The following is a 21,893-nucleotide window of genomic DNA, read 5'->3' as shown; positions in this document are numbered from 1 at the left end:
AGGCCCCCAGCCATGAGCGTCCGCCTTCCGTCTGGCCTCCCCCGCCCGGGCCTGCCCCTGCAGAGCCCCGCGCAGGAGAAGGAGGAGAAGGCGCAGTCCGGTGAAGGCAAGTCATCGGGCAAGGCCACCGGAAAGGGAGGCACCGGCAAGGGAGGCGTCGCCGTCAAGGGCGGCTCCGCGAAGGGCGCCTCCGCCAAGGGGGGCCTGGAGCAATCCGGCCCCCAGGACGGCATGGACTTCGGCCGCTCCGGCGAGGCGGAGCGCAACGAAGGCGGCGGCGCCAGGGCCCCGCAGCAGCAGGCCGGGATGGCGGCTGGCACGTCGCAGGGCGCCTCCAGCCTGGGCACCCTGGAGCAGCCCCCTGCCCTCGCGGCGCAGGCGCAGCAGACGGCCCCGGCGCTCCCCCAGCCTCCGCCCATGGCGCCGCAGGTGCCCGTGGCGCCCCAGTTGGAGCGCCGGCCCGGCACCGCCGACGCCTCCCGGGAGCGCACCGCGACGGAGGGGCAGTCGTCGGACGTCGCGAAGCAGGCGCTGGAGGGCCGCGCGAAGCTGCGCATCGCCGTCCTCAACCGGCTCCACCGCGGCCTCACGGAGGTGGAGGGGAAGATGACCGCCTTCCTCGCCAACCCCGGCCGCCAGGGCGTCGTCACCCTGCCGGTGGTGCTGAGCGTGAGCACCGTCACCTTCGAGTGGTGGAAGTCCGCGAACGCCGTCCCCGAGGACCGGGCCTACCTGGCCCAGGTCCTGGGCGAGCCCGGCACCGCGGACGACGCCACGCTCCTGGGCACGCTGCGCGCGGAGATTGGCCAGGCCTTCGCGGAGTTCCCGCGCACGCCGCAGGGCGTGGAGGCCCGGAAGCTCTACGACGCCGTCCTCCAGAAGTACGAGGCCGCCCGCATCCAGCCCATCATCGCGGGCCACGACACCGGCCCCCTGGTGGAGGAGTGCGCGCGGCTGGGCCTGTCCTGCGAGAAGGACTTCACCCGCTCGCTGCTCCTGTCGCCGTGGATGCTGGCCACCAGCCAGAGCCCGGAAGAGGGCTCCGCGTCGCAGGTGATGGTGGCGGGCCTCACGCTGCCCCAACTGGGCGCGCTGGTGGGCCACCTGCGCCAGCTCAACCCGCTGCTCAGCAACCCCCAGTTGCGGGCGCTGCTGCTGCGCGCCTCCACGGACAAGCGGCTCGCGCTGCGCAAGGCGATGGGCCTGCAGGAGGTGGAGCAGGTGCAGGAGCTGGCGCGCCAACTGCTGCGGCTCCAGGCCGTGCAGCACCTCGTCGTCTGAAGCCTTCGCGCGGCGGATGGACTCCAATCCATCCGCCGTCGGTCGTCACGGCTTCAAGGCCTATGAGGACTCGCGGCCGAAGTTGGACATGGCGCGCGAGCCGCCGCCGTCCGTGTTGCCCAGCGCGACGGCCTTCTGCCCGCCCTCCTGCGCGGCCTGGGCCTCGGACATGCCCTGGGCGCTCTCGACGATCATCTGCCCGCCGCCCTGGTGCCGGTTCCAACTGATCTCCACGGAGTCCGCGAGCCGCTGGGCGTCCACCGGAATCTTGGAGCCCGTGCTGGGGTCCTTGAGCAGGTAGCGGCCCTGGTCGTCCTTGCCCTCCACGGAGACCCAGTGCGCGCGGCCCGTCTCGCCCGGCTTCGTGGTGGGGTCCACCAGGCTGGAGTCCACCATCACCGCGCCCTTGGCGCCGCGAGCGAGCGCGTCATCCAGGGCCTTGGTGTCCAGCTTGGACGACGTCTGCGTCACCTTCGCGCCCTGGTTCGCCAGCATGTTGGACAGCTCGTGCGGCGACGTGCCCTGGCCCTGCGTGAAGCGCGACTCCAGCGCGGCCATCTTCTCCGTGTCCGACGCGGGCTGCGTCTTGCTGGTGCCAATCTCCTTGCCCAGCATCACCGCCACCGCGGCGCCGCAGTCGTTCGCGTTGGTCTGCTTGACGACCTCGGGGTCCGCCGGCGCGGCGTCCCAGCCGCCAATCTCCGGGGCCTGGGGCGCGTTCGCCAGCGTCCCGTTCACGCCCACGTCCTGCGCGGAGGCGCCCGACACCGGCTGGAAGCGGTTGGCCCACGCCTGGTTCAGGGCCTGCACCACCGCGAAGGCGTCCGTGGCCTGCTCCGTCTGCACGGGGGTGGGCGCGCCCTCCACCTGCGAGACGACCTTCTCCTCCGGCAACCCGACCTGCTGCGCGGTCTGCTGCGGAAGGGTTGAGGGCTTCACCTCCGCCAACTGCTGGAAGGTGCGGAGGAGGTTGGAAGAAAGGTTCACGCTCACGGTCGTGGCTCCGGAGGGGGATGGGGGATTCCATCCTACCTTGGGTGCCGCCCCGTGTTAAGGGTCCCCGGACGGATCCAACCCGTGCTTGCGCAGGAGTTTCCGAAGGTAGACACGGTCGATGTCCGCCTCTCGGGAGGCCCGGGAGATGTTGCCCTCGCAGCGCTCGATGAGGTTCTTCAGGTAGTCGCGCTCGAAGACCTCGATGAGGTGCTCCTTGGCCTCCTTGAAGGGGAGGTCCAGGTCCGGGCCCTTGCGGCCGTCCGCGCCCTGGGGCGCCTCCAGGTCCGGCAGGGCCTCCTCGCCCAGGTTGACGACCTGCTCCACCACGTTGCGCAGCTCGCGCACGTTGCCGGGCCAGGGGTACTGCATGAGCAGGGCGCGCGTCTGGTCCGACAGCGCGCCGGGCGGCCGGCCCATCTGCTTGAGCATGTGGTCGATGAGGAACGGGATGTCCTCCGGGCGCTCGCGCAGCGCGGGCAGCGTCACGCGCAGCACGGCGAGCCGGTGGAAGAGGTCTCGGCGGAACTTCCCCTGCTGGACGGCCTGCTCCAGGTTCACGTGCGAGGCGGCCACCACGCGCACGTTCACCGTGAAGTAGTCGTTGCCGCCCACGCGCTTCACCTGCCGGCGCTCCAGCACGCGCAGCAGGCGCGGCTGCAGCTCCAGGGGCAATTCGCCAATCTCGTCCAGGAAGACGGTGCCGTTCTGCGCGCGCTCGAAGGCGCCCGCGCGGTCGGCCTGGGCGCCGGTGAAGGAGCCCTTCACGTGGCCGAAGAGCTCGGACTCGATGAGGGTGGAGGGCACGCCCGCCAGGTCCACGATGACGAAGGGGCCCTTGGCGCGCGGGCTCTGCTGGTGGATGGCCTCCGCGCACAGGTCCTTGCCGGTGCCCGTCTCGCCGTGGATGAGCACGTCCGCGCCGCCGGGCGCCAGGCGCTCCAGCACGGTGAAGGCCTCGCGCATCTTGCGGCTCTGGCCCACGAGCGCGCCGAAGCGGTCGCGCGAGGACAGGGGCAGCGAGCGCTCGCGCGTGTCCTCCGGCACCAGCTTCAGTTCCGTGGTGCCCAGCGTGAGCACCGCGCCGGGGCGCAGCTCCATGGCGGTGAAGCGCAGCCCCTCCACGAACGAGCCGTTGTGCGAGCCCAGGTCCGTGGCGACGACGTGCTCGTCATGCACCTCCAGCTTCAGGTGCTGGCGGGAGACGGCCTTGTCGGTGAGGACGATGTCACACGTGGGGTTCTTGCCCACCGTGTACGTCCCCTGCTTGAGCGGATGCGTCTTGCCGGCCTCCGCGCCGGAGAGCACCCGCAGCACCATCCGCACCTGTCCCGCGCGGCCCCGGTTCAGGGTGGCCGTGGCATCCAGGAGCGCCTCGTCGTCATCCGGTGGCAGCGACACGGCGCGGGACGGTAGCACGCCCCGCCAGGGTCGCCAGCAGCCGCGCGTGACGTCCTACCTGCGCCGGCCCCGCCCCGGCTTGCGGGCAGGCGGGCGCGGGGACTCCTGGGGCAGGGTCTCCAGCCACGAGTCCACCTCGCCCACGCGCTCCTCCATGCCGGACTCGCTGAAGCGCTCCCGGGCGCGGGTGGCCTCGCCGCGTGCCTCCGCCCGAGCCTCCGGAGTCTGTCCTGTCTGGTAGAGCGCCCGCGCCAGCGCGAAGCCGGACTCCGCCAGCGCATCCGGCGGCGCGGACGCGAAGGACACCGCCAACTGGAGCGGCGCCACGGAGTCGCGCGCCCGGCCCAGCCCCAGCAGCGCCTGGCCCACGCCGTCGTAGGACGGCTGGAGCCCCTCGTCGCCCTCGGGCAGCAGCTCGCGCTTGAGGGCCACGGCCTGCTCATAGGTCTTCAGCGCGTCGTCGTAGCGCTTCATCCCCAGTTGGCACATGCCCAGCTCGTCCAGCGCCTCCGCCACCTGGGCGCTCTTCTCGCCGTGGAGGGTCTTGTAGAGGTCCACCACCGCCTGGGCGTGCGGCAGGGCGCGCTCGGGCTGGCCGGCGTCGCGCAGGGCCAGGGACAACAGGCCGTGCCGGCGGGCCACGTCCGGGTGCACCGGGCCCACGGCCGCCTCGGTCTTCGCGAGCGACGCCTCCAGCAGCGGCACCGCGCCCTTCGCGTCGCCCGTGCCCAGCACCAGCCGGCCCAGGAGGAAGAGCGCCCGCGCGCGCTTGGGGTGCTCGGGGGGCAGCGCCTTGTCGTAGAGGGCGCTCGCCTCCGTCAGCCGCTCCCGGGCCTCCTCCATGTGGCCCTGGGACATGGCGAGGTTGGACTGGTTCACCTTCACGTCGGCCTCCAGCACGGGCTCGCCGCCCAGGCGCTGGAGGGTGGCCTCCGCCAGCTCGCCCCAGTTCGCCGCCGGGTCGTAGTGCTTCTGTCCGTCCTCCACGTAGAGGAGCTTGTTGAGGATGGCGACCTTCAGCCGGTCCGCCCGGCCGGCCTCCGCGTCGAACACGGCGCGCGACAGCAGGCGCGAGGCCTCCGGCGACTGGCCCGTCTGCTCCTGGAGCCAGCCCAGGTGGAAGCGCATCTCCGCCTTCAGCGGCAGGTAGCCCGTCTTCTCCACGGGCGCCTCCAGCGCCTTCACCGCCGCGAGCGCCGCGGGGTAGCGGCCCGCGTCCACCTGCGCGCGCACCTCCGAGAGCTGGTCCTCCAGCGCTTCGATGGTGTCGCGCAGGGCGGGGTCGGAGGGGCGGCGCTGCTGCTCGGCCAGCGACTCCACGTCCTCGCACTCGTGCAGCGCGGGCAGCGCGTGCGCCATGTCCACGGACTTCTCCACCATGGCGGCGTCCGCGCTCGCGAGCAGGTCCACCGTGGCGCGCAGGTCCTTGCGGCGGCGCTCCAGGCACACCACCTGCCGGTCCAGTTGCTCCTCCGGCTTCACGCCGCTCACGCGCGCGTCCTCGCACGCCTGGACGCGCTGGTGCTTCCACGCGTCCGCGTACTGCCCCAGCACCTGCGCGGCGCGGAAGGCCATCCCTTCCGCGAAGGGCTTGCCGGTGGCGCGGAAGGCGGACTCCAGCCGCGCCTTCGCGTCCGGCGTCCACACGGTGTCCATCAGCGCGCCCGCGTCCGCGCACACCTGGGACTGCTGCCACGCCACGCCGCCCGCCACCGCGAGCGAGGTGGCCATGGCGCCCGCCGCGCCCATCCAGCGCTTGCGCTGCCCGTGGCGCTGCTCCTGGGAGAGCGCGTCCAGCAGGGCCTGCATGGACGGGAAGCGCGCGTCCGCGTCCAGCGCCAGCCCGCGCAGCACCGCCTGGCGCACCCAGCCCGGCACCTTCACGTCGCGCGGGGGCTCGCGGATGAGCGCGGGCGGCGGCGTGATGACGGGGGCCGCCTTCGCCGGCGCGGCGTTCAGCGACTGCGTGCCGCCCAGGGACCGCGTGCCGGTGGCCTCCAGCTCCGCGCTGCGGCTGGCGGACGCGTAGGCCTTGATGCTGCCCGGGTCGAAGGGGCGCGTGCCGTAGAGCGCGCCGTAGAGCGCGGAGCAGAAGCTGAACTGGTCCGTGCGCGCGTCCAACTGCGTGCCCCGGAACTGCTCCGGGGACATGTAGTTGGGCGTGCCCACCAGCAGCCCCGCCTCCGTGAGCGTGGTGTCCAGCATGCGCCGGTCCGAGGACTCCAGGACCCGAGCCTCCTCCGGTGAGGCCGCGGCCTCCGGCCCGTCGCCCACCTGCCGCGCCAGCCCGAAGTCCGTCACGTAGACGCGGCCCGCGCGGCTCACCAGGACGTTGGCGGGCTTGAAGTCGCGGTGCACCAGCCCCGCCGCGTGCGCGGCCTGGAGGCCCCGGCCCGCCTGGAGGTAGCGCTCCAGCACCTCGCGCCAGGACGGCTTCGCCTCCTTCAGCCACGAGCCCAGCGTGCCGCCCTCCACCAGCTCCATGGCGACGAAGACCTGGTCGCCCCACATGCCCACGTCGAAGACGGGGATGACGTTGGGGTGGGAGACGCGCGCCATGGCCTGCGCCTCGCGCAACAGCCGGGACCGCGCCTCCTCGTTGTCGTGGTTGGCGTTGGGGTGCAGCAGCTTCAGGGCGACCTTGCGGTCCAGGTCCGGGTCATAGGCGGCGTACACCACGCCCATGCCGCCCTGCCCCAGCTTGCGCAGCAGCAGGTAGCGGCCCACCTGGGGAACGGGCGGGACGTCCTCCGCGCGGCGCGGCCGGGGGCCCGTTCCATCACCCGAGCCCCGTCCCGTCCCCGCTCCCGAGCGCGCGGAGTCCGAGTTGCCGGTGCCTGTGTTTCGCCTTCCGGTGTCTCTCTTCGTCATGGGGCCCTGACCTGATCCGCGAGTCTACCGCCGGCCCTCGCCCGCTCCGAACATCCTTCCGCGCCGCGTCAACCAGGACGCCTGCCTGGTGACGGCCGTCACCAGCGCCAGGAGCGCGGTCACCAGGGGCCGGCCTCCGCGGGGGGCACAACCCCCTGGAATCAGGGAGGGCGCGGGGGGCCGGAGGCTGGCACGCCGGCCGCAATGGGTCCGGGCATCGCCGTCTCCACGGCTCTCCCCTGCTGGAGTCCCCCATGGTCCTCCCCCCCGCCACCCGGAAGCCGCTGTTCCCCGTCAGCGCGCCCATCGCCACCGCGAAGCCGGCCGTGGCCGCCCGCCAGACGGTGCCCGTGGAGGCGAAGAGGCCCGCCGTCGTGGTGGATGGCTTCGACGCGAAGAAGCCCGCGGCGGGTCCGGAGCTCACCGGCGTGGGCAAGGCGCTGAAGGCCTCCGCCACGGCCGTGAAGCCGGCGGCGGTCCCCGAACTGCGCGTGGGGCTGGCCGCGACGGGCGCGGCCCCGGCGGAGCGCCAGACGGTGTCCGGCGAGGACAAGGCGAAGCAGGCGGTGGACCTGAAGACGGTGGGCGAGCGGCGCGCCGAGACGGTGCATGCGCAGAGGGCCCTGCGTGAGAAGACCACGCAGGAGGCCGACCGGCTCTTCGCGATGGCGGACGGCAAGGAGCCGGTGCCCGAAGGCGCCAGCGTCAGGCGCCTGTCCGACAACCAGGTGGAGCTCACCCGCGTCAACGGCCAGAAGGAGGTCGTGGAGCGCTCCGTCGCGACGAAGCAGGACGGCGCCGTGGTGATGGACACGGCCGCCTACGAGGACGGCACCAACAAGCGCGACCGGCTGGAGCTGAAGGACGACGGCAGCTCGCTGGTGGAGCGCGCGGAGTGGAAGGGCGACCGGAACGAGACGGCGGACCTCAAGTCCTTCGGCGACATCTCCACGACGAAGGACAAGGGCCTCACGTACACGCGCAACGCGGTCCACCTGGAGCCGCACAAGGACGGCGACCGGCTCATCACCGACGCGTACTCGCAGGCGGACGGCGGCGCGCAGACGAGCCGCACGGCCTACTACCAACAGAAGGGGGGCGGCTCCATCGACAACAAGCTCAAGGGCCCGTTCGACTTCGACAAGCCGGTGGACCGCGCGGACACGTACACCTATGCGATTCCGCCCCGGGGCGAGGACGGCTCGCAGGGCGACGTGCAGTACAGCCGCGTGCAGGACTTCTCCCAGGACCACGTGAAGGCGACGTCCTACGTGGACCGCACGCTGGACGGCCACACGCACCTGGCGGGCGAAGGGCCGCACACGATGGAGGGCCTGCACAAGGTCCGCGACGAGTACGGCAAGGGCGGCGGAGAGAACTGGGACGCGGACAAGACGGGCGACGGCCGCCCGCCGAAGCGCTGGACGGTGGACCTGCAGAAGGGCGCGGATCGGCTGGACTCGCAGACCTTCATCGAGGGCTACCCGGACGCGACCATCAAGACGGAGCGCACGCGCGAAAACAGCACCGTGAAGGAGAAGTTCGAGGGCAAGACCTTCGAGAAGGCGGACTCCTCCAAGCGCGTGCCCGTCAACGGCGAGTCCTCCACCACGTACGGCCAGGACGGCTCCATCGAGAAGATGGACCTGCGAAGCCGCGAGCCGGACGGCTCCGACCTGGAGCAGCACTACACCAGCAGCCGCGAGGCCACCGCCCAGGGGCTGGAGCTCCAGGAGTCGCTGGAGACGAAGCGCACGAAGGACAACAAGACGGAGAGCGCCCTCAAGGAGGACACGTCGCTGCTGTCCAACGCAGGCGCGCAGTTGGTGGGCTCGCGCACGACGGTGACGGACGCGGACGGCCGCAAGGGCATCCATGAAGTGGGCAGGGACGGCGAGCGGATGCAGTTGTCCGGCAGGGATGGCGCCGACATGCGCGACGTCACCGACGCCGAGGCCTTCCAGGACGACGCGTTCGGCAAGGTGCTGCTGGAGCAGGCGGCCATCTCCACCGCGAGCACGGTGAACCAGTTCGCCAACAGCGGCGGCGCGCAGGCGCTGAGGATTCCGCAGGGCCTGAGCCAGGACGCGGGCCGGCTGCCGGCGAAGGCGACGGAACTGCTGGGCAGGGACACCCTGTCCAAGGGCCTGAACGCGGCGCAGGGTGGCGCGAGCGCGCTGGGCGGCGTGGCGGGCGTGGTGGCCGGCGGCATGTCGCTGGCGCGGGGCATCCGCGAGAGCAACATGCCGGACATCGTGAAGGGCGTGGCGGACACGGCCAACGGCGCGGTGAACCTGTACACGGGCGGCAAGGCGTTCACGGAGGCCATCAAAGGCTTCAAGAACGCGGGCGCGCTCACCCCCACCTCCAGCGCGGCGAAGAACATCCCCTGGGCGAAGACGCTCGCGGATCCGAAGGTGGGCGGCGCCATCACCCGCACGGTGCTGGACTCGGTGAAGGGGATGGGCGGCATCGGCAAGGTGGCCGGCGTGACGGCGAGCGCCGGGGCCAAGGCGCTCTCCGCGCTCAAGGCGGCCGGCGGCGCGGCCAACGTGCTGGGCGCGGTGGGCGGCGCGGCGGGCGGCGTGGTGGACATCGTCAACGGCGCGAAGGTGAACGACGGGGCGCAGATCGCCAAGGGAGCCGTCGGCATCGCGGGCAGCCTGGGCGGCGCGGTGGCCGTGGGCGCGATTGGCGGCCCCCTGGGCATGGCGGTGGGCGCGGGCATCGGCCTGCTGACCTTCGGCTTCGGGAAGCTGATGGACCTCATCAGCGACAAGCCGCACAAGATCTCCGAGCTGCAGATCGACTGAAGTCGCGGCTCGGATAGAGGCGGCGGTGGACGGAGACACCGCCGCCTTCTTGCTTTTCAAGCCTTGCTCCGCCTGAAACACCGGGACATGCCCGGGCTCCGCGTGACGCGCCGGTTGACGCGCGCCCCCGGCGCCCCTCTTATCTGCTCCTCCCCTTGAGCAGGAGTTCCCGTTGGCAGGTGTCCCGGTCGAATTGACCCCGGAGGATTTCGAGGAAGTCACCCAGAAGCCCGGCATGTGCGTCGTGGACTTCTGGGCGCCGTGGTGTGAACCCTGCCATGCGTTCGCCCCGGTCTTCACCGAGGCCGCCGCGCGGTTCCCCGACATCACCTTCGCCCGGCTCGACGCGGAGGCCCACGAGGCCGTCGCCGAGCCGCTGGGCATCGACGCCTACCCCACCCTGGTCGCGTTCAAGGACGGCCTGGAGGTCCACCGCGTCGGCGAGGCGCTGCCCGCCGAGTCCCTGGACCGGATGCTGGCCGCGCTGCGCGCCGTGGACGTGTCCGAGGAGAAGCGCCGCAAGGCGAACCGCGAGCGGACCGAGGCGGGCCAGCGCCCCTCCGGCGTCCCCGAGGGCGCCACCTGGGACGACGGCGACAGCGAGTGGTCCTTCGGCCCAAAGGACGCGAAGGGACGGCCGCACGGCACGTGGCGGTACTGGCGCGCCGACGGCACCCTCTGCAACGAATGCATCATGGTGCAGGGCCGGCCGCACGGCCCCTTCCAGCGCTTCCACGAGGACGGCTCGGTGTCCCAGGAGGGCGCCTTCGAGCAGGGCCAGCTCCACGGCCCTCGCACCTGGACGGCCTCCGACCGCTTCACCACCGAGCGCATGCACGAAGGCGGCGTGAGCGAGCGCGTGCGCAAGACGGTGATGCACTACGACCACGGCGCCGTGCGGCGGGTGGAGCACTTCAACGGCCAGGGCCAGCGCGTGGTGCCGTCCACCGGCGAGCCCTACCCCACCCGTCCGGCCCACCTGCCCGGGGACGCGGAGCTGCGCGAGGACCTGAACCAGTGGGCCCGGGTGACGCTCAACGCGGACGGCGAGCGCCACGGCCTCACCCGCTTCTGGGACGCGCAGGGCCAGTTGCTCTGGGAGGCCGAGTTCGAGGACGGACGGCGGCACGGGCGCTGCTGGTCGCGCGCGGAGGGCACCTACGCGGACTTCCGCGTCCACTTCGAGGAGGGCCGGGCGGAGGGCGACCTCGCGTGCGGCGAGTGGTCCCTGATGGACGCGCAACGGGCGGTCGTGCTCACGCGCGACCTGGGCCGGGCGATGGATGAAGAGGCGCTGGCGCGCTCGCCGGTGTTCTCCAACCTCCCCCGGAGCGCGGAGGGCTGGCGCGAGCTGGCGAAGGAGGCCCGCGCGGACCGGCGCTACCGCGAGGCCCTGCTGGCCACGGCGCGCGCGTGCGCCACGTCGTTGGACCTCCAGCCGCTGAAGCAGGGCCTGGAGGAGCTGACGCTGCCGCGCACGAAGGACTCCGCGAGCGAGGTCGCGAACGACGTGGTGCAGGAGGCGGGACAGGCGTGGGCCCCCATGGCGGACGCGCTCATGCGCGGCGGTGAGGCCGCCACGCTGCTGCGGGCCTACGCGGTGCTGTTGGACCAGACGGACCGGCCTCGCGCGGCGCTGGACTTCCTGCACGCGGCGATGCTGCTCGCGCCGGAGCGCAAGGAGTACCTGTTCACGCGCGGCCTCATCCTGCTGAACCTGGGGGTGGCGGATCAGGTGCACCAGGACGCGGAGGGGCTCGCGGAGGTGGAGCCGGACACCGCGAGGTTCCTGGCCACGTACGCGCGGGCGTTGTTCCCCCGGTTCGACTTCTGGGCGGGACAGGAGCCTCCGCGCTGCTCCTACGACGGCCTGCCGGAGAAGCCCGCGCGGTCGCTGGAGGACATCCAACAGTTGGTGCGCAAGTACGCCACGCGGCTCCAGGCGATACGGGGCGCGCTGCTCCAGCGGTTCAAGCCCGGCGCGACGGTGTCCTGGCTGCCGCCGGACCTGTCCGCCCTGCTGGGGGAGGGGCCCGTGGAGCTGAAGCAGTACGAGGTGGAGGGGGACGAGGACGAGCAGGTGGAGATCGACGAGACGCTCGACCTGGAGCTGGGGCTCGCGGACCTGGCGCTGATGCTGCGCGGGGACTGGAGCGCGCTGTCGTGGCTGTTGTGGTCGTGCGGCGAGACGGCGTTCCGGATGCCCACGCGCATCGCGCCCCCGGCGGATTACGGGCAGGCGGCGGGACAGGCCTCGCAGCGGCTGTGGCAGAGCCGGGACCGCAAGTTCCGGGGCAACGCCAGCACGACGAAGCCCGGCCAGGGGTTCCTGTTCGAGGGCGTGGCGCTGGGCGACCTGCACCCGAACCTGGTGTCCATCGCGGAGCGGCAGTACGCGGAGACGCAAGCGATGTTCTATTGGCTCAATGACCCGGATCACGTCTCTCCGTGGCAGGGCAATCTGAGGGGCAGCTAGGCATGAATCGGATTCGTGAAACCATCGAGGTCGCGGAGCCCCTGTGGCGGGCGCTGGAGCAGATGAGCCACGACCTGGGCGTGGACCGGAATGCCCTGGTCGCCCAGGCGCTGTTCCTGCTCGCGAGACAGAACGGGTACGTGGCGCCCACGCCCGTGGCGCTCGGGGTGACGGTCGCGGGTGAGCCCGTGAGGGCGCCGACGGCGCGGGCCCCGGAGCCCGTGGTGCGGCCGGTGGAGCTCCCCGCGGCAGCCGCCGTCCCCGTGGCAGCGGTTGTCCCCGCGAAGGAGACCGTGGCCGCCGCTGTCCCCGCGAAGGAGACCGTGGCCGCCGCTCCGGCCGCCGCGGTGTCCGAACCCGTGAAGGCCCGGCCCTCCGTGGACGAGGCCGCCCAGGCGCGAGCGCGCATGCAGGAGGTCCTCGCGGCGGTGGATGCGGTCGCGCAGCCCCGCGATGTGCCGGTGGCGTCCGAGGACGAGGCGGACGAGGAGGAAGATTCCGACGCCGACGAGGCTTCGGACGACGACGAAGCGGCCGACGACGAAGCGGCTGACGAATCCTCGGACGACGAGGAGTCCGACGAAGCGGCCGACGAGACTTCGGACGACGAAGCGGCTGACGATGCTTCGGACGACGAAGCGGCCGACGAGTCTTCGGACGACGAGGAGTCCGACGACGAATCTTCGGACGACGAGGAGTCCGACGAAGCGGCCGACGAGTCTTCGGACGACGAGGAGTCCGAGGATGAGGGCTCGGAGGACGACGGTTCCGACGCTGCAGGGGCGGCGGATGAAGCCTCCGACGACGAGGACTCTTCCAAGGCGGCGGGTTCGGACGACGAGGACGCGTCGCAGGACTCCGAGGAGGACGACGCATTCGCGGCCGACATCGCAGCGGCGATCGGCTCCGAGGGGCTCCCTGACGACAAGGAAGCCGACGACACCGAGCCCGAAGAAGCCAGGACGGGAGAAGAGGCCACGGGCTCCGAGGAGGACGGCGCGTCCGAAGAAGCAGATGCGCGGGCCGCCGCCTCCAGCGAGGACGAAGCGCAGGAATCGGGCTCCGACGAACCCGAGGAGCAGAACCTGCCCTTCGTGGCGCCTCCGGCCACGAAGGCCCCCGCGCCCCGCAGGCAGGGCCGTGTACTCCGGTCCGCGCCCGAAGATGACGCGCCCCCGGAGTCCCACCGGAGCCGCAAGCCCGCCCCCCGGGCTCCCGCGCGCATGGACCTGTTCGTGCGGCTGAGCCCGGACGGTGACGCCACGCGGGTGGACGTGGAGCGCTTCACGCTGGGACGCGGCCCGCAGTGCAGCCTCGTCGTGAAGTCCGGCAGGGTCTCCCGCGAGCACGCCGTCGTCACGCGCGAGGGTGCGGACTACTTCATCGAGGACCTGGGCTCGTCCAACGGGACGTGGATCAACCACCAGCGCATCAAGCGCCAGAAGATCGCGGACGGGGACACCTTCAACCTGGGGACCGAAGCCGTGTACTTCTCCCTCCAGCCCGCCGGGGACTGACGCGCTCAGGCCTTCCCCGGAGGATTCCGGATGCCCAGGGCGGAGGTGACTCCGCCCAGCACCAGCAGCCCGGCGGAGACGAGCATCGCCCGGTGGAAGCCCGCGACGTCCAGTCGCGGGCCCACGATGAGCCCCGCGAACGCGATGGCGATGAGCCCCGCGACCCGGGCGATGGCGTTGTTGATGGCCGAGCCGATGCCCGCCTGCGCCTTGTGCACGGACCCGAGCACCGCCGCCGTCAACGGCGCCACCGTCGTCGTCAGCCCCAGTCCGAACACGAGCACGCCCGGCAGCATCTGCCTCCAGAAGTCCAGCGGCGTGCCGACGCGGAGCATGAGCAGGAACCCGGCGCCCGCGACACACGGCCCCACCGCCATGAACAGGCGCGGCCCGAACCGGCCCGCGAGCCCACCGAACGTCGACGACAGCAGCAGCATGAGGAGCGTCGTCGGCAACAGCGACAGCCCCGCCAGCGTCGCGCGAAAGCCTCCCACCTGCTGGAGGAACAGCGTGATGAGGAACTCGCTCAGCGCCAGCGCGCCATAGATGAACGTCGTGGCCAGGTTGCCCACCCAGAAGTTCCGCGCCCGGAAGAGCCCCAGGGGCATCATCGGGTGAGGCGAGCGCCGCTCCTGCCAGAGGAACGCGATGAACGCCGGAACGCCCACGCCCAGCGACGCCAGCACCGTGGGATGCGTCCAGCCCACCGTCCCCTGCTCAATCAGCGCGTAGACGGGACCGCCCAATCCCACGCACGCGAGCACGGCCCCCAGCACGTCGACGCGCGCGCCCTCCGGGCGGGTGGGCTCCTCCATGCGCGCGAGCAGCGCCAGCGTCAGCCCGATGGGCAGCACGTTGATGGCGAAGATCCAACGCCAGCCCACCGTGTCCACCAGGAGTCCACCGACCAGCGGCCCCGCGATGAACGCCCCACCCGTCCAGCCGGTCCAGGCGCCAATGGCCTTCGCCTGCTCGGGGCCGGAGAAGAACGACAGGATGAGCGCCAGCGAGCCCGGCACCAGGAGCGCGCCCGTGGCCCCCTGCAGCGCACGCGCGAGCACGAGCACCGCGCCCGTCGGAGCCAGCGCGCACAGCAGCGACGTGGCCCCGAAGCCCAGCAGCCCCAGCCGCAGGATGCGCTTGCGCCCGAACACATCCGACAGGGAGCCCGCGGCCAGCATCAGCGAGCCCAGCGTGATGAGGTAGGCATCCACCACCCACTGCTGGAGGGTGAGCCCACCGCCCAGGTCCCGCACCATCGCGGGCAGCGCGACGTTGATGATCGCCCCGTCCAGGAACGTGACGAGCGAGGCGAGCACGGCGATTCCCAGGACCAGCCGCTGTGGAGGCGTCAAGGTATCCGCCGACTCCTCCCAAGGTGTGCCCCAGCGCCCGGGGAGGTCGGGACGCGCAAGGCCTTGTAACGAGCCACCCGCCGCGCTGTCTGCCCCGGATGCCCTGGACTTGCGGCTCATCAACACTGCCGTCCATGGACGCCAGGAGCCGAGCCCTCCCCCAGGTCGCCTTGACTTACGAATTACGACGATAATATTACATCAAAAATCCAAGGAGCCGCGCATGACCGCCAGCTACATCATCGACGCCGTCCGGACCCCGCGTGGGCGCGGGAAGATGGGCAAGGGGGCCCTGACGGGACTGCATCCGCAGGAGCTGCTCGCCCAGACGCTCAACGCGCTCCAGCGGCGTGGCGGTTGGGATGCCCGGGAGGTGGGCGACGTCATCGCGGGGTGCGTGTCCCAGGTGAACGAGCAGGGCGCGAACATCGCTCGCAACGCGGTGCTCGCGGCGGGGTGGCCGCAGGACGTGTCCGCCGTGTCGCTCAACCGCTTCTGCGGCTCCGGGCTCCAGGCGGTGAACTTCGGCGCCATGGGTGTCGCGTCCGGTGCCATGGACTTCGTGGTGGCGGGCGGCGTGGAGAGCATGTCGCACCTGTCGCTGGGCGCGGACGGCGGCGGCCAGGACGGCGGCAACGTGCGGCTGCGCGAGCGCGTCTACCAGGTGCCCCAGGGCATCAGCGCAGACCTCATCGCGACGCTGGAGGGCATCACCCGCGAGGACGTGGACGCGTGGGCCCTGCGCTCGCAGCGCCAGGCGGCCCGCGCCATCGAGGAGGACCGCTTCGCGAAGGCCCTCTTCGCGGTGAAGGACCCGGCCACCGGCGCCGTGCTGCTGGAGCGCGACGAGTACCCTCGCCCGGACACCACCGCGCAGGGACTGGCCGCGCTCAAGCCCGCGTTCGTCGCCCTGGGCGAGACGGCCGTGGGCCCGAACGGTGAGACGCTGGACGGCATCGCGCTGTCCGCCTACCCGCGGGCGAAGCGCCTCCAGCACGTGCACACCGCGGGCAACTCCAGCGGCATCGTGGACGGGGCCGCCGTGGTGGCGCTGGCGTCGGAGCGCTACGTGAAGGAGAAGGGGCTCAAGCCCCGTGCCCGCATCCGCGCCATGGCCACGCTGGGCACCGAGCCGCTCATCATGCTCACCGCCCCCGCGCCCGTGAGCCAGAAGGCCCTGCGCATGGCCGGGATGAAGGCCGGTGACATCGACCTGTGGGAGATCAACGAGGCCTTCGCCGCCGTCGTGCTCCAGACGACGCGCGCGCTGGGCATCGACCCGGACCGGGTGAACGTCAACGGCGGCGCCATCGCGCTGGGCCACCCGCTGGGCGCCACCGGCGCGATGCTCCTGGGCACCGCCCTGGACGAACTGGAGCGCACGGGCAAGGGGACGGCGCTCATCACCCTGTGCATCGGCGGCGGCCAGGGCATCGCCACCATCATCGAGCGCGTGTAGCGCCCGGCTTGGAATCAGACAGGCGCCCCCTGTCTGATTCCACCCCCTCGGGCCCTTACGGCAGGTACCGCCACGGCGCCGTCACGGCCGGCTGGAAGCAGTGCACGTGGGCCTTGGTGGCGCTGGGGATCTCCTGCACGACGCCAGCGCCGTAGCCCTGCGCGCGGCACCACTGGCTCACCTCCAGGCGCGACCCCGGGGCGGTGTAGTCCCCCAGGCTGGACACCGGCCCCAGGACGGACTTCTCCACGTCCGTCTGGAGCCCGGAGTTGAAGCAGCCCACCCACGGCCGGGACGTCACCTCGAACACCTGCCCCGTCGTCCAGCCCTGGCTGTTGCAGAAGCGGTGCGCCGCCGCGGTGCAGTGGGTGCTCGTCACGCCCCGCTCGTCGGTGCAGCCCGAGTGGATGCGCGCCAGCTCCTCGAACGTCACGGCCACGCTCTCATGCTGGATGGGCGCGCACGCCACCGTCAGGTCCGTGGCCGTGGACGCCACCGGCACGCCCGCCAACGAGATGGGCGGGCGGTTGCTGACGAGCTGGACAATCGTGTCCCAGGTGTTGGTGCTGTTCGCCAGCGCGTCGCCCGCGCCCCGCTGCGCGCAGGCCCGGTGCATCGCGGACAGGCACGCCGCCGAGTTCAGCGCGCCGGTGCCCGTGCACGCGGGCGCCTGGGCGCTCATCACGAACTGGCCCGCGGAGGGCGTGTGCTGGATGGCCTCCTCACGGCAGTTGGCGCCGTGCGCGGTCATGCAGATGCTCCGGTTGGAGCGCGCGTGCGTGAAGATGCGCACCTCGTCGATGGCGCCCCGGAACGAGCCCTCGCCGTTCGCCGGGCAGCGCTGCGTGTCCAGGTTCGCGCCCGCGCCGATGTAGAGCGTCCCCGCGCCCAGCCGGGCCGTCCCCGGCGCGACGGGCAGCGCGCGCTTCGTGGGCACGCCGTTGAGGTACTCCTGGAAGACGCCGGTGGTGCCGTCCCACGTATAGGCCAGGTGGCTCCACTGCCCCACCGGCAGCACCGGGCTGCCGCCCAGCCGCACGCGCTGGCCGTTGACGACCAGGGAGAACTGCACCTGATTGCTGGCCTCGTGGATGATGTCCAGCCCGCCCGCCTTCTGCATCAGGTAGCGGTAGGGATTGCCGGTGGTGCACCCCTGCTGGATGTCCGCGTCCGGCCGCACCGCGAACTCCACCGACAGGCCGCGCACGAACGCGCCCACGCCGGGCACCGTGCCGGACGGGTCCGCCAGGTTCACCGCGAGCGCGCTCCCGCCGGGCACCACCAGCGCCTTGCCCTTGCCGTGCGGCTGCCACAGCGAGTCCGGCGACGAGCGCGTCAGCGCGTTGCCCGGCGAGATGGACGCGCCCCCCACCAGCGTGCCGGTGAAGAAGCGGCCGGACAGGTCCGGCGTGCGCGTCAGGTCATACGCGCCCGCGCGAGTGACCAGCTCGTTCATGGGCAGGAAGAGCAGGTGGAAGGGGTCCATCAGCTCGCCCAGGTCCACCTCGTTGTAGTCCGCGGTGTTGCTGCCGAAGAGGGCCAGCACGTCGTGCGTCTTCGTGACAGGCAGGTAGTGCGCGGCGTTGCTCTGCCCGGGCGGGAAGCTCTGTGACGGCAGGCGCTCCTGCTCGAAGTTCCACATGGGCCCCGAATAGAAGAGGTGCGCGATGTCCATGCGGTCCGTGTTGATGGCCCCGTCGATGTGGTACGCGGTCCAGTTGGTGTCCGCGCCCACCAGGCTCACCGCCTCGCGCCTCGCGCCGTCCGTGTACGTGACGGCGATGTAGAGGAGGTTGCGGCCCTCGTGGTCCACCCACGCGTAGGCGCCGCGCACGAGCGCGCCGGAGGCCGTGTCGCCGAAGTCCTCGCCCGTCGCCGCCTTCAGCCGCTTCCACGCCAGCGGGTAGCGCTTCACGCCCGCGTTCGGGTCGTTGAACATCATCGACAGCGGGCGCGGATTGCTCCAGCCCGTGGCCGCGCACGGCGTGGGGTTGTACGCGTACATCATGTGGTCGATGCCGCCGGTGTTCGCGGGCGCGCCCTGGTAGATGAGCAGCCGGCCGTCGGACGTCATCGTGGGCTCGATGCCGCGAATCGTGGCGCCGGTGACGGTGCGCAGCGTCTCCAGCGGACCGGTGGCGAACGACGCGATGTCCGCCGCCGTCGTGAAGGGCTGGGACACGCGGAGGTCCGTGGTGCGCCGCCGGAAGACGTTGTCCCCGTTGAACATCATCGAGTCGAAGAGGAACGGCTGGTACACCGCCACGCCGCTCGACAGCGCGTAGGGCTGGGCGGGGTTCGTGAAGCAGAACGCCAGCGCGTTCTCCCCGTTGCGCACGGTCGTCGTCTTGCCCGCGGAGAAGGCCCCCGCGAACGACGGCTTGCCGGCCGCGTCGTACGTCACCGCCTCCGGGCGGAACACGCGGGCAATCCACGTGGTCGTCGTGGTCGCGTGGTCCTCGCCGATGTTGCCCACGAAGATGCGCCCGTCCACCGTGGACGAGTGCCCGTTCGCCCCGAAGGGCGTCCCGATGCGCGTGTTCACCAGCGACGGCCGGCCCTCCGCGAACACCCCCACGGGCATGCCCGCGAGCCCCATCCCGAGCATCACACCCATGGCCCCACTAAGTGACTTTTGCATGGAAATAAGGCTAAGCCATTCTACCCTCCCCGGTCTAAGGGGGGCGGGTTCCCGCTCCCTGTCGGGGCCGGACACACCTCTTGAGGAAGACGATGGCGACGAGAGCCGGAGAGACGCTGTGGGCGCTGGCGGCGGTGCTGGGGTTGACGGCCTGTGGTGGGGGCGCCGCGCCCGCGCAGGACGCGACGCTGACGACGCCGGTGGTGGCGGAGCGGGAGCAGTCCGCCACGGCGGCGCCGGTGGGGCAGACGGTGTGGCTGAAGGCGTGCGCGACGCAGAAGTTCGTGTCGGCGGACCGGAACCTGGGGACCACCGCGCCGCTCGTCGCCAACCGGGACAGCGCGCAGGGGTGGGAGCAGTTCCAGGTGGCGGACGCGGGCAATGACTTCATCTCGCTGCGCGTGGTGGAGACGGGCCTGTACGTGTCCGCGGATCCGAACGCGGGCGGCCAGGTGACGGGCTTCCGCACGGCGGTGGGCGACTGGGAGCGCTTCACCTGGGTGCCCTTCCCGGACGGCAGCGTGGGCCTGCGCGCCAAGAGCACCGGGCAGTACGTGTCCGCGGACGTGAACCAGGGCGCCAGCGCACCGCTGTACGCCAACCGCGCCACGGCCGGCTGCTGGGAGTCGTTCTCCTTTGGCGTCGTGGGCGGGGCCGAGGACCGCTGGGTGCAGATCTGGAGCGACGAGTTCGACGGCACCAGCGTCAACACGGCCAACTGGACGCCCAACACGACCGTGCACGTGAACAGCGAGCAGCAGCAGTACACGAACTCCAGCGACAACATCTCCGTGAGCAACGGCACGCTGAAGCTCACCGCGCGCCTGCAGTGGAACAACGGCTACCCGTTCACCTCCGGCCGGCTGGAGAGCGCGGGCAAGCGCGAGTTCAGCCACGGCCGCATCGAGGCGCGCATCAAGCTGCCGGTGGGCGCGGGCCTGTGGCCGGCGTTCTGGATGCTGGGCAATGACATCAACTCCGTGGGCTGGCCCGCGTGCGGGGAGCTCGACATCATGGAGAACGTCGGCTACGGCGACTGGGTGTCCGGGGCGCTGCACGGTCCGGGCTACAGCGGCAACACGCCCATCAACGGCCGCTTCTACCCGTCGTCCAGCGTGAGCAACTGGCACGTGTACCGCACGGAGTACTCGTCCTCGGACATCAAGTGGTACATCGACGGGGTGCTGGTGAAGACCACCACGCGCACCGAGGTGCAGCGCTACGGCGCGTGGGCGTACGACAAGCCCCTCTTCATCATCCTCAACCTCGCGGTGGGCGGCGGCTATCCCTTCGGCGTGAATGGCGCCTCCACGCCGTACTACGGCGTGCCGCAGTCCACGGTGGACCTGGTGCGCAACGCGCCGCAGACCATGGAAGTGGACTGGGTGCGCGCCTACCAGTGGCGGTAGGCTGAAGGGCATGACGCTCCCGCCCCTCCTCCTGCTGGCTGACAGCGCTCCGCTGTTCTGGCGCGTGGAGGGGCGCCCCTTCCTGGACTACGTGCGTGTGCACACCGGCGCGGAGCTGCGCGTGCCGCCGGTGAAGGCCGCGTACCTGGGCGCGTCCAACGGCGACGAGCCGGCGTTCTTCGACATCTTCGTCGCGGCCATGGAGGGCATTGGCATCACGCGCTGCCGGAGCATCCCGGCCGCGCCGTCCGGCGAGGACCTGGCGTGGCTGAAGGACGCCGACGTCATCCTCCTGGCGGGCGGAGACCCGCGCGTGGGCTGGGACGCGTTTCAGGCCCACGGCGTGGACGGCCTCCTGCGCGAGCGGCACCAGGCCGGCGCCGTGCTGATGGGCGTGTCCGCCGGGGCCATGCACCTGGGCCTGGGCGCGTGGTGCGAGGACCTGCCCGGCGAAGGCGAGCCCTTCCCGGTGCTGGGCCTGGTGCCCTACCTCATCGGCGTGCACGAGCCCTCCGAGTGGCCCGGCCTCAAGCTCGCCGTGCGGCGCATGGGGCTGCCCACGCGGGGGCTGGGCATCCCGCGCGGAGGCGGCGTGCTCCTGCACGCGGACGGGAGCGTGGAGCCGGTGCGGCAGACCGTGGTGGACGTGACGGTGGACGTGGAGGGGCGGCTGCACGAATCGCTGCTCATGCCACCGGCCACGCCGTACCGGGGCGAGTCCCCCGAAGCGCCGGTGGACCGGCGGACGCTCCAGTAGCGGGCCCCCTTTCGAGGAACGACGATGGCGACGAGCACGTACAGGGCGGTGACGGCGTGGGCGCTGGTGGCGGGGCTGACGGCGTGCGCGGGGGCGCCGAAGCGCTCGGAAGCGGTGGCGGGCGCGGAGGGCGGCTGGGTCCAGGTGTGGAGTGACGAGTTCGACGGCACGCGGGTGGACCCAAGCAACTGGCGCATCCAGACCGACGTGCACGTGAACAACGAGCAGCAGCAGTACACGGCGTCACCGGACAACGTGTCGGTGAGCGGCGGCACGTTGAAGCTCACGGCGCGGATGCGGACGGCCAACGGGTATCCGTTCACGTCGGGCCGGGTGGAGAGCGCGGGCAAGCGGGAGTTCAAGCACGGCCGCGTCGAGGCGCGCATCAAGCTGCCGGTGGGCGTGGGCCTGTGGCCGGCGTTCTGGATGCTGGGCCATGACATCCACACGGCGGGGTGGCCGGCGTGTGGGGAGCTCGACATCATGGAGAACGTCGGTTACGGCGACTGGGTGTCCGTCGCGTTGCATGGGCCGGGCTACAGCGGCGACACGCCCATCAACGGCCGCTTCTTCCCGCGCACGCCGGTGAGCGACTGGCACGAGTACAGCGTGGAGACCTCCCCGGAGGCCATCCACTGGTACATCGACGGGGAGCGCGTGAAGACGTCCACGCGCGAGGAGGTGGAGCGCCACGGCGCGTGGGCCTACGACAAGCCCCTCTTCATCATCTTCAACTTCGCGGTGGGCGGCGGCTACCCGGAGGGAGTGAACAAGACGAAGGAGCCGTACTTCGGCGTGCCGCAGGCCACCGCGGACCTGCTGCGCGACACGCCGCAGACCATGGAAGTGGACTGGGTGCGCGTCTCACAGAAGCGCTGAGGCCCTCCCTCCAACGGGGGATGGTTCGCACCGCGACCGGG

The 21,893-nt window shown here is 71.8% G+C and carries 13 protein-coding genes; 8 read left to right on the top strand and 5 right to left on the bottom strand.

The genetic code is table 11. The features are described 5' to 3' along the window. The first annotated feature begins 12 nt into the window (after window positions 1–12). Window positions 13–1,281: a hypothetical protein gene (locus K8556_RS29430; protein ID WP_223743443.1), complete on the top strand. Its 1,269-nt coding sequence runs from the start codon at window positions 13–15 to the stop codon at window positions 1,279–1,281. Window positions 1,282–1,341: 60 nt separating this feature from the next. Here K8556_RS29430 and K8556_RS29425 read toward each other — a convergent pair whose 3' ends face one another. From K8556_RS29425 to K8556_RS29415, 3 genes are all read right to left on the bottom strand, one after another. Then, window positions 1,342–2,274, bottom strand: coding sequence for a hypothetical protein (locus K8556_RS29425; RefSeq protein ID WP_223743442.1), 933 nt, complete (start codon window positions 2,272–2,274; stop codon window positions 1,342–1,344). A gap of 57 nt (window positions 2,275–2,331) precedes the next feature. Then, window positions 2,332–3,594, bottom strand: coding sequence for a sigma 54-interacting transcriptional regulator (locus tag K8556_RS29420; RefSeq protein WP_223743460.1), 1,263 nt, complete (start codon window positions 3,592–3,594; stop codon window positions 2,332–2,334). Between the two features lie 135 nt (window positions 3,595–3,729). After that, the gene (locus K8556_RS29415; protein ID WP_223743441.1) at window positions 3,730–6,546 is read right to left on the bottom strand and encodes a serine/threonine-protein kinase; all 2,817 of its coding nucleotides are present in this window, start codon (window positions 6,544–6,546) and stop codon (window positions 3,730–3,732) included. A gap of 254 nt (window positions 6,547–6,800) precedes the next feature. On the opposite strand from K8556_RS29415, the gene K8556_RS29410 reads away from it, so the two are divergent. From K8556_RS29410 to K8556_RS29400, 3 genes are all read left to right on the top strand, one after another. Then, complete coding sequence (locus K8556_RS29410; protein ID WP_223743440.1) at window positions 6,801–9,359, top strand: hypothetical protein; 2,559 nt, start codon at window positions 6,801–6,803, stop codon at window positions 9,357–9,359. A 172-nt stretch (window positions 9,360–9,531) separates the two neighbouring features. Further along, complete coding sequence (locus tag K8556_RS29405) at window positions 9,532–11,835, top strand: thioredoxin domain-containing protein (RefSeq protein WP_223743439.1); 2,304 nt, start codon at window positions 9,532–9,534, stop codon at window positions 11,833–11,835. Between the two features lie 2 nt (window positions 11,836–11,837). Beyond that, window positions 11,838–13,352 (top strand): FHA domain-containing protein, encoded by a 1,515-nt coding sequence (locus K8556_RS29400; RefSeq protein ID WP_223743438.1) that lies wholly within the window; start codon window positions 11,838–11,840, stop codon window positions 13,350–13,352. 5 nt (window positions 13,353–13,357) lie between these two features. On the opposite strand, the gene K8556_RS29395 is transcribed toward K8556_RS29400, so the two are convergent. Next, window positions 13,358–14,707 carry an MFS transporter gene (locus tag K8556_RS29395; protein WP_223743437.1) on the bottom strand — a complete coding sequence of 450 codons (1,350 nt, stop codon included), beginning with the start codon at window positions 14,705–14,707 and terminating at the stop codon, window positions 13,358–13,360. A gap of 223 nt (window positions 14,708–14,930) precedes the next feature. Between K8556_RS29395 and K8556_RS29390 the strand changes: the two genes are divergently transcribed. Further along, the gene (locus tag K8556_RS29390) at window positions 14,931–16,166 is read left to right on the top strand and encodes an acetyl-CoA C-acetyltransferase (protein ID WP_223743436.1); all 1,236 of its coding nucleotides are present in this window, start codon (window positions 14,931–14,933) and stop codon (window positions 16,164–16,166) included. Between the two features lie 55 nt (window positions 16,167–16,221). On the opposite strand, the gene K8556_RS29385 is transcribed toward K8556_RS29390, so the two are convergent. Beyond that, complete coding sequence (locus K8556_RS29385; protein ID WP_223743435.1) at window positions 16,222–18,783, bottom strand: LamG domain-containing protein; 2,562 nt, start codon at window positions 18,781–18,783, stop codon at window positions 16,222–16,224. Window positions 18,784–18,899: 116 nt separating this feature from the next. Here K8556_RS29385 and K8556_RS29380 point away from each other — a divergent pair, with 116 nt between their 5' ends. The 3 genes from K8556_RS29380 to K8556_RS29370 are packed head-to-tail and all read left to right on the top strand — an operon-like array spanning window position 18,900 to window position 21,852. Beyond that, window positions 18,900–20,216, top strand: coding sequence for a family 16 glycosylhydrolase (locus K8556_RS29380; protein WP_223743434.1), 1,317 nt, complete (start codon window positions 18,900–18,902; stop codon window positions 20,214–20,216). A gap of 10 nt (window positions 20,217–20,226) precedes the next feature. Beyond that, window positions 20,227–20,973, top strand: a complete 747-nt coding sequence (locus K8556_RS29375; protein ID WP_223743433.1) for a Type 1 glutamine amidotransferase-like domain-containing protein — start codon at window positions 20,227–20,229, stop codon at window positions 20,971–20,973. 24 nt (window positions 20,974–20,997) lie between these two features. Beyond that, window positions 20,998–21,852 carry a family 16 glycosylhydrolase gene (locus K8556_RS29370; RefSeq protein ID WP_223743432.1) on the top strand — a complete coding sequence of 285 codons (855 nt, stop codon included), beginning with the start codon at window positions 20,998–21,000 and terminating at the stop codon, window positions 21,850–21,852. Window positions 21,853–21,893 lie beyond the last annotated feature (41 nt).

Origin of the sequence: Corallococcus sp. AS-1-12 (assembly GCF_020036995.1) — a bacterium.
Lineage (GTDB): Bacteria > Myxococcota > Myxococcia > Myxococcales > Myxococcaceae > Corallococcus.
Note: the sequence above shows the minus strand (reverse complement) of the source record. Positions and strands in the feature narration are given on the sequence as shown.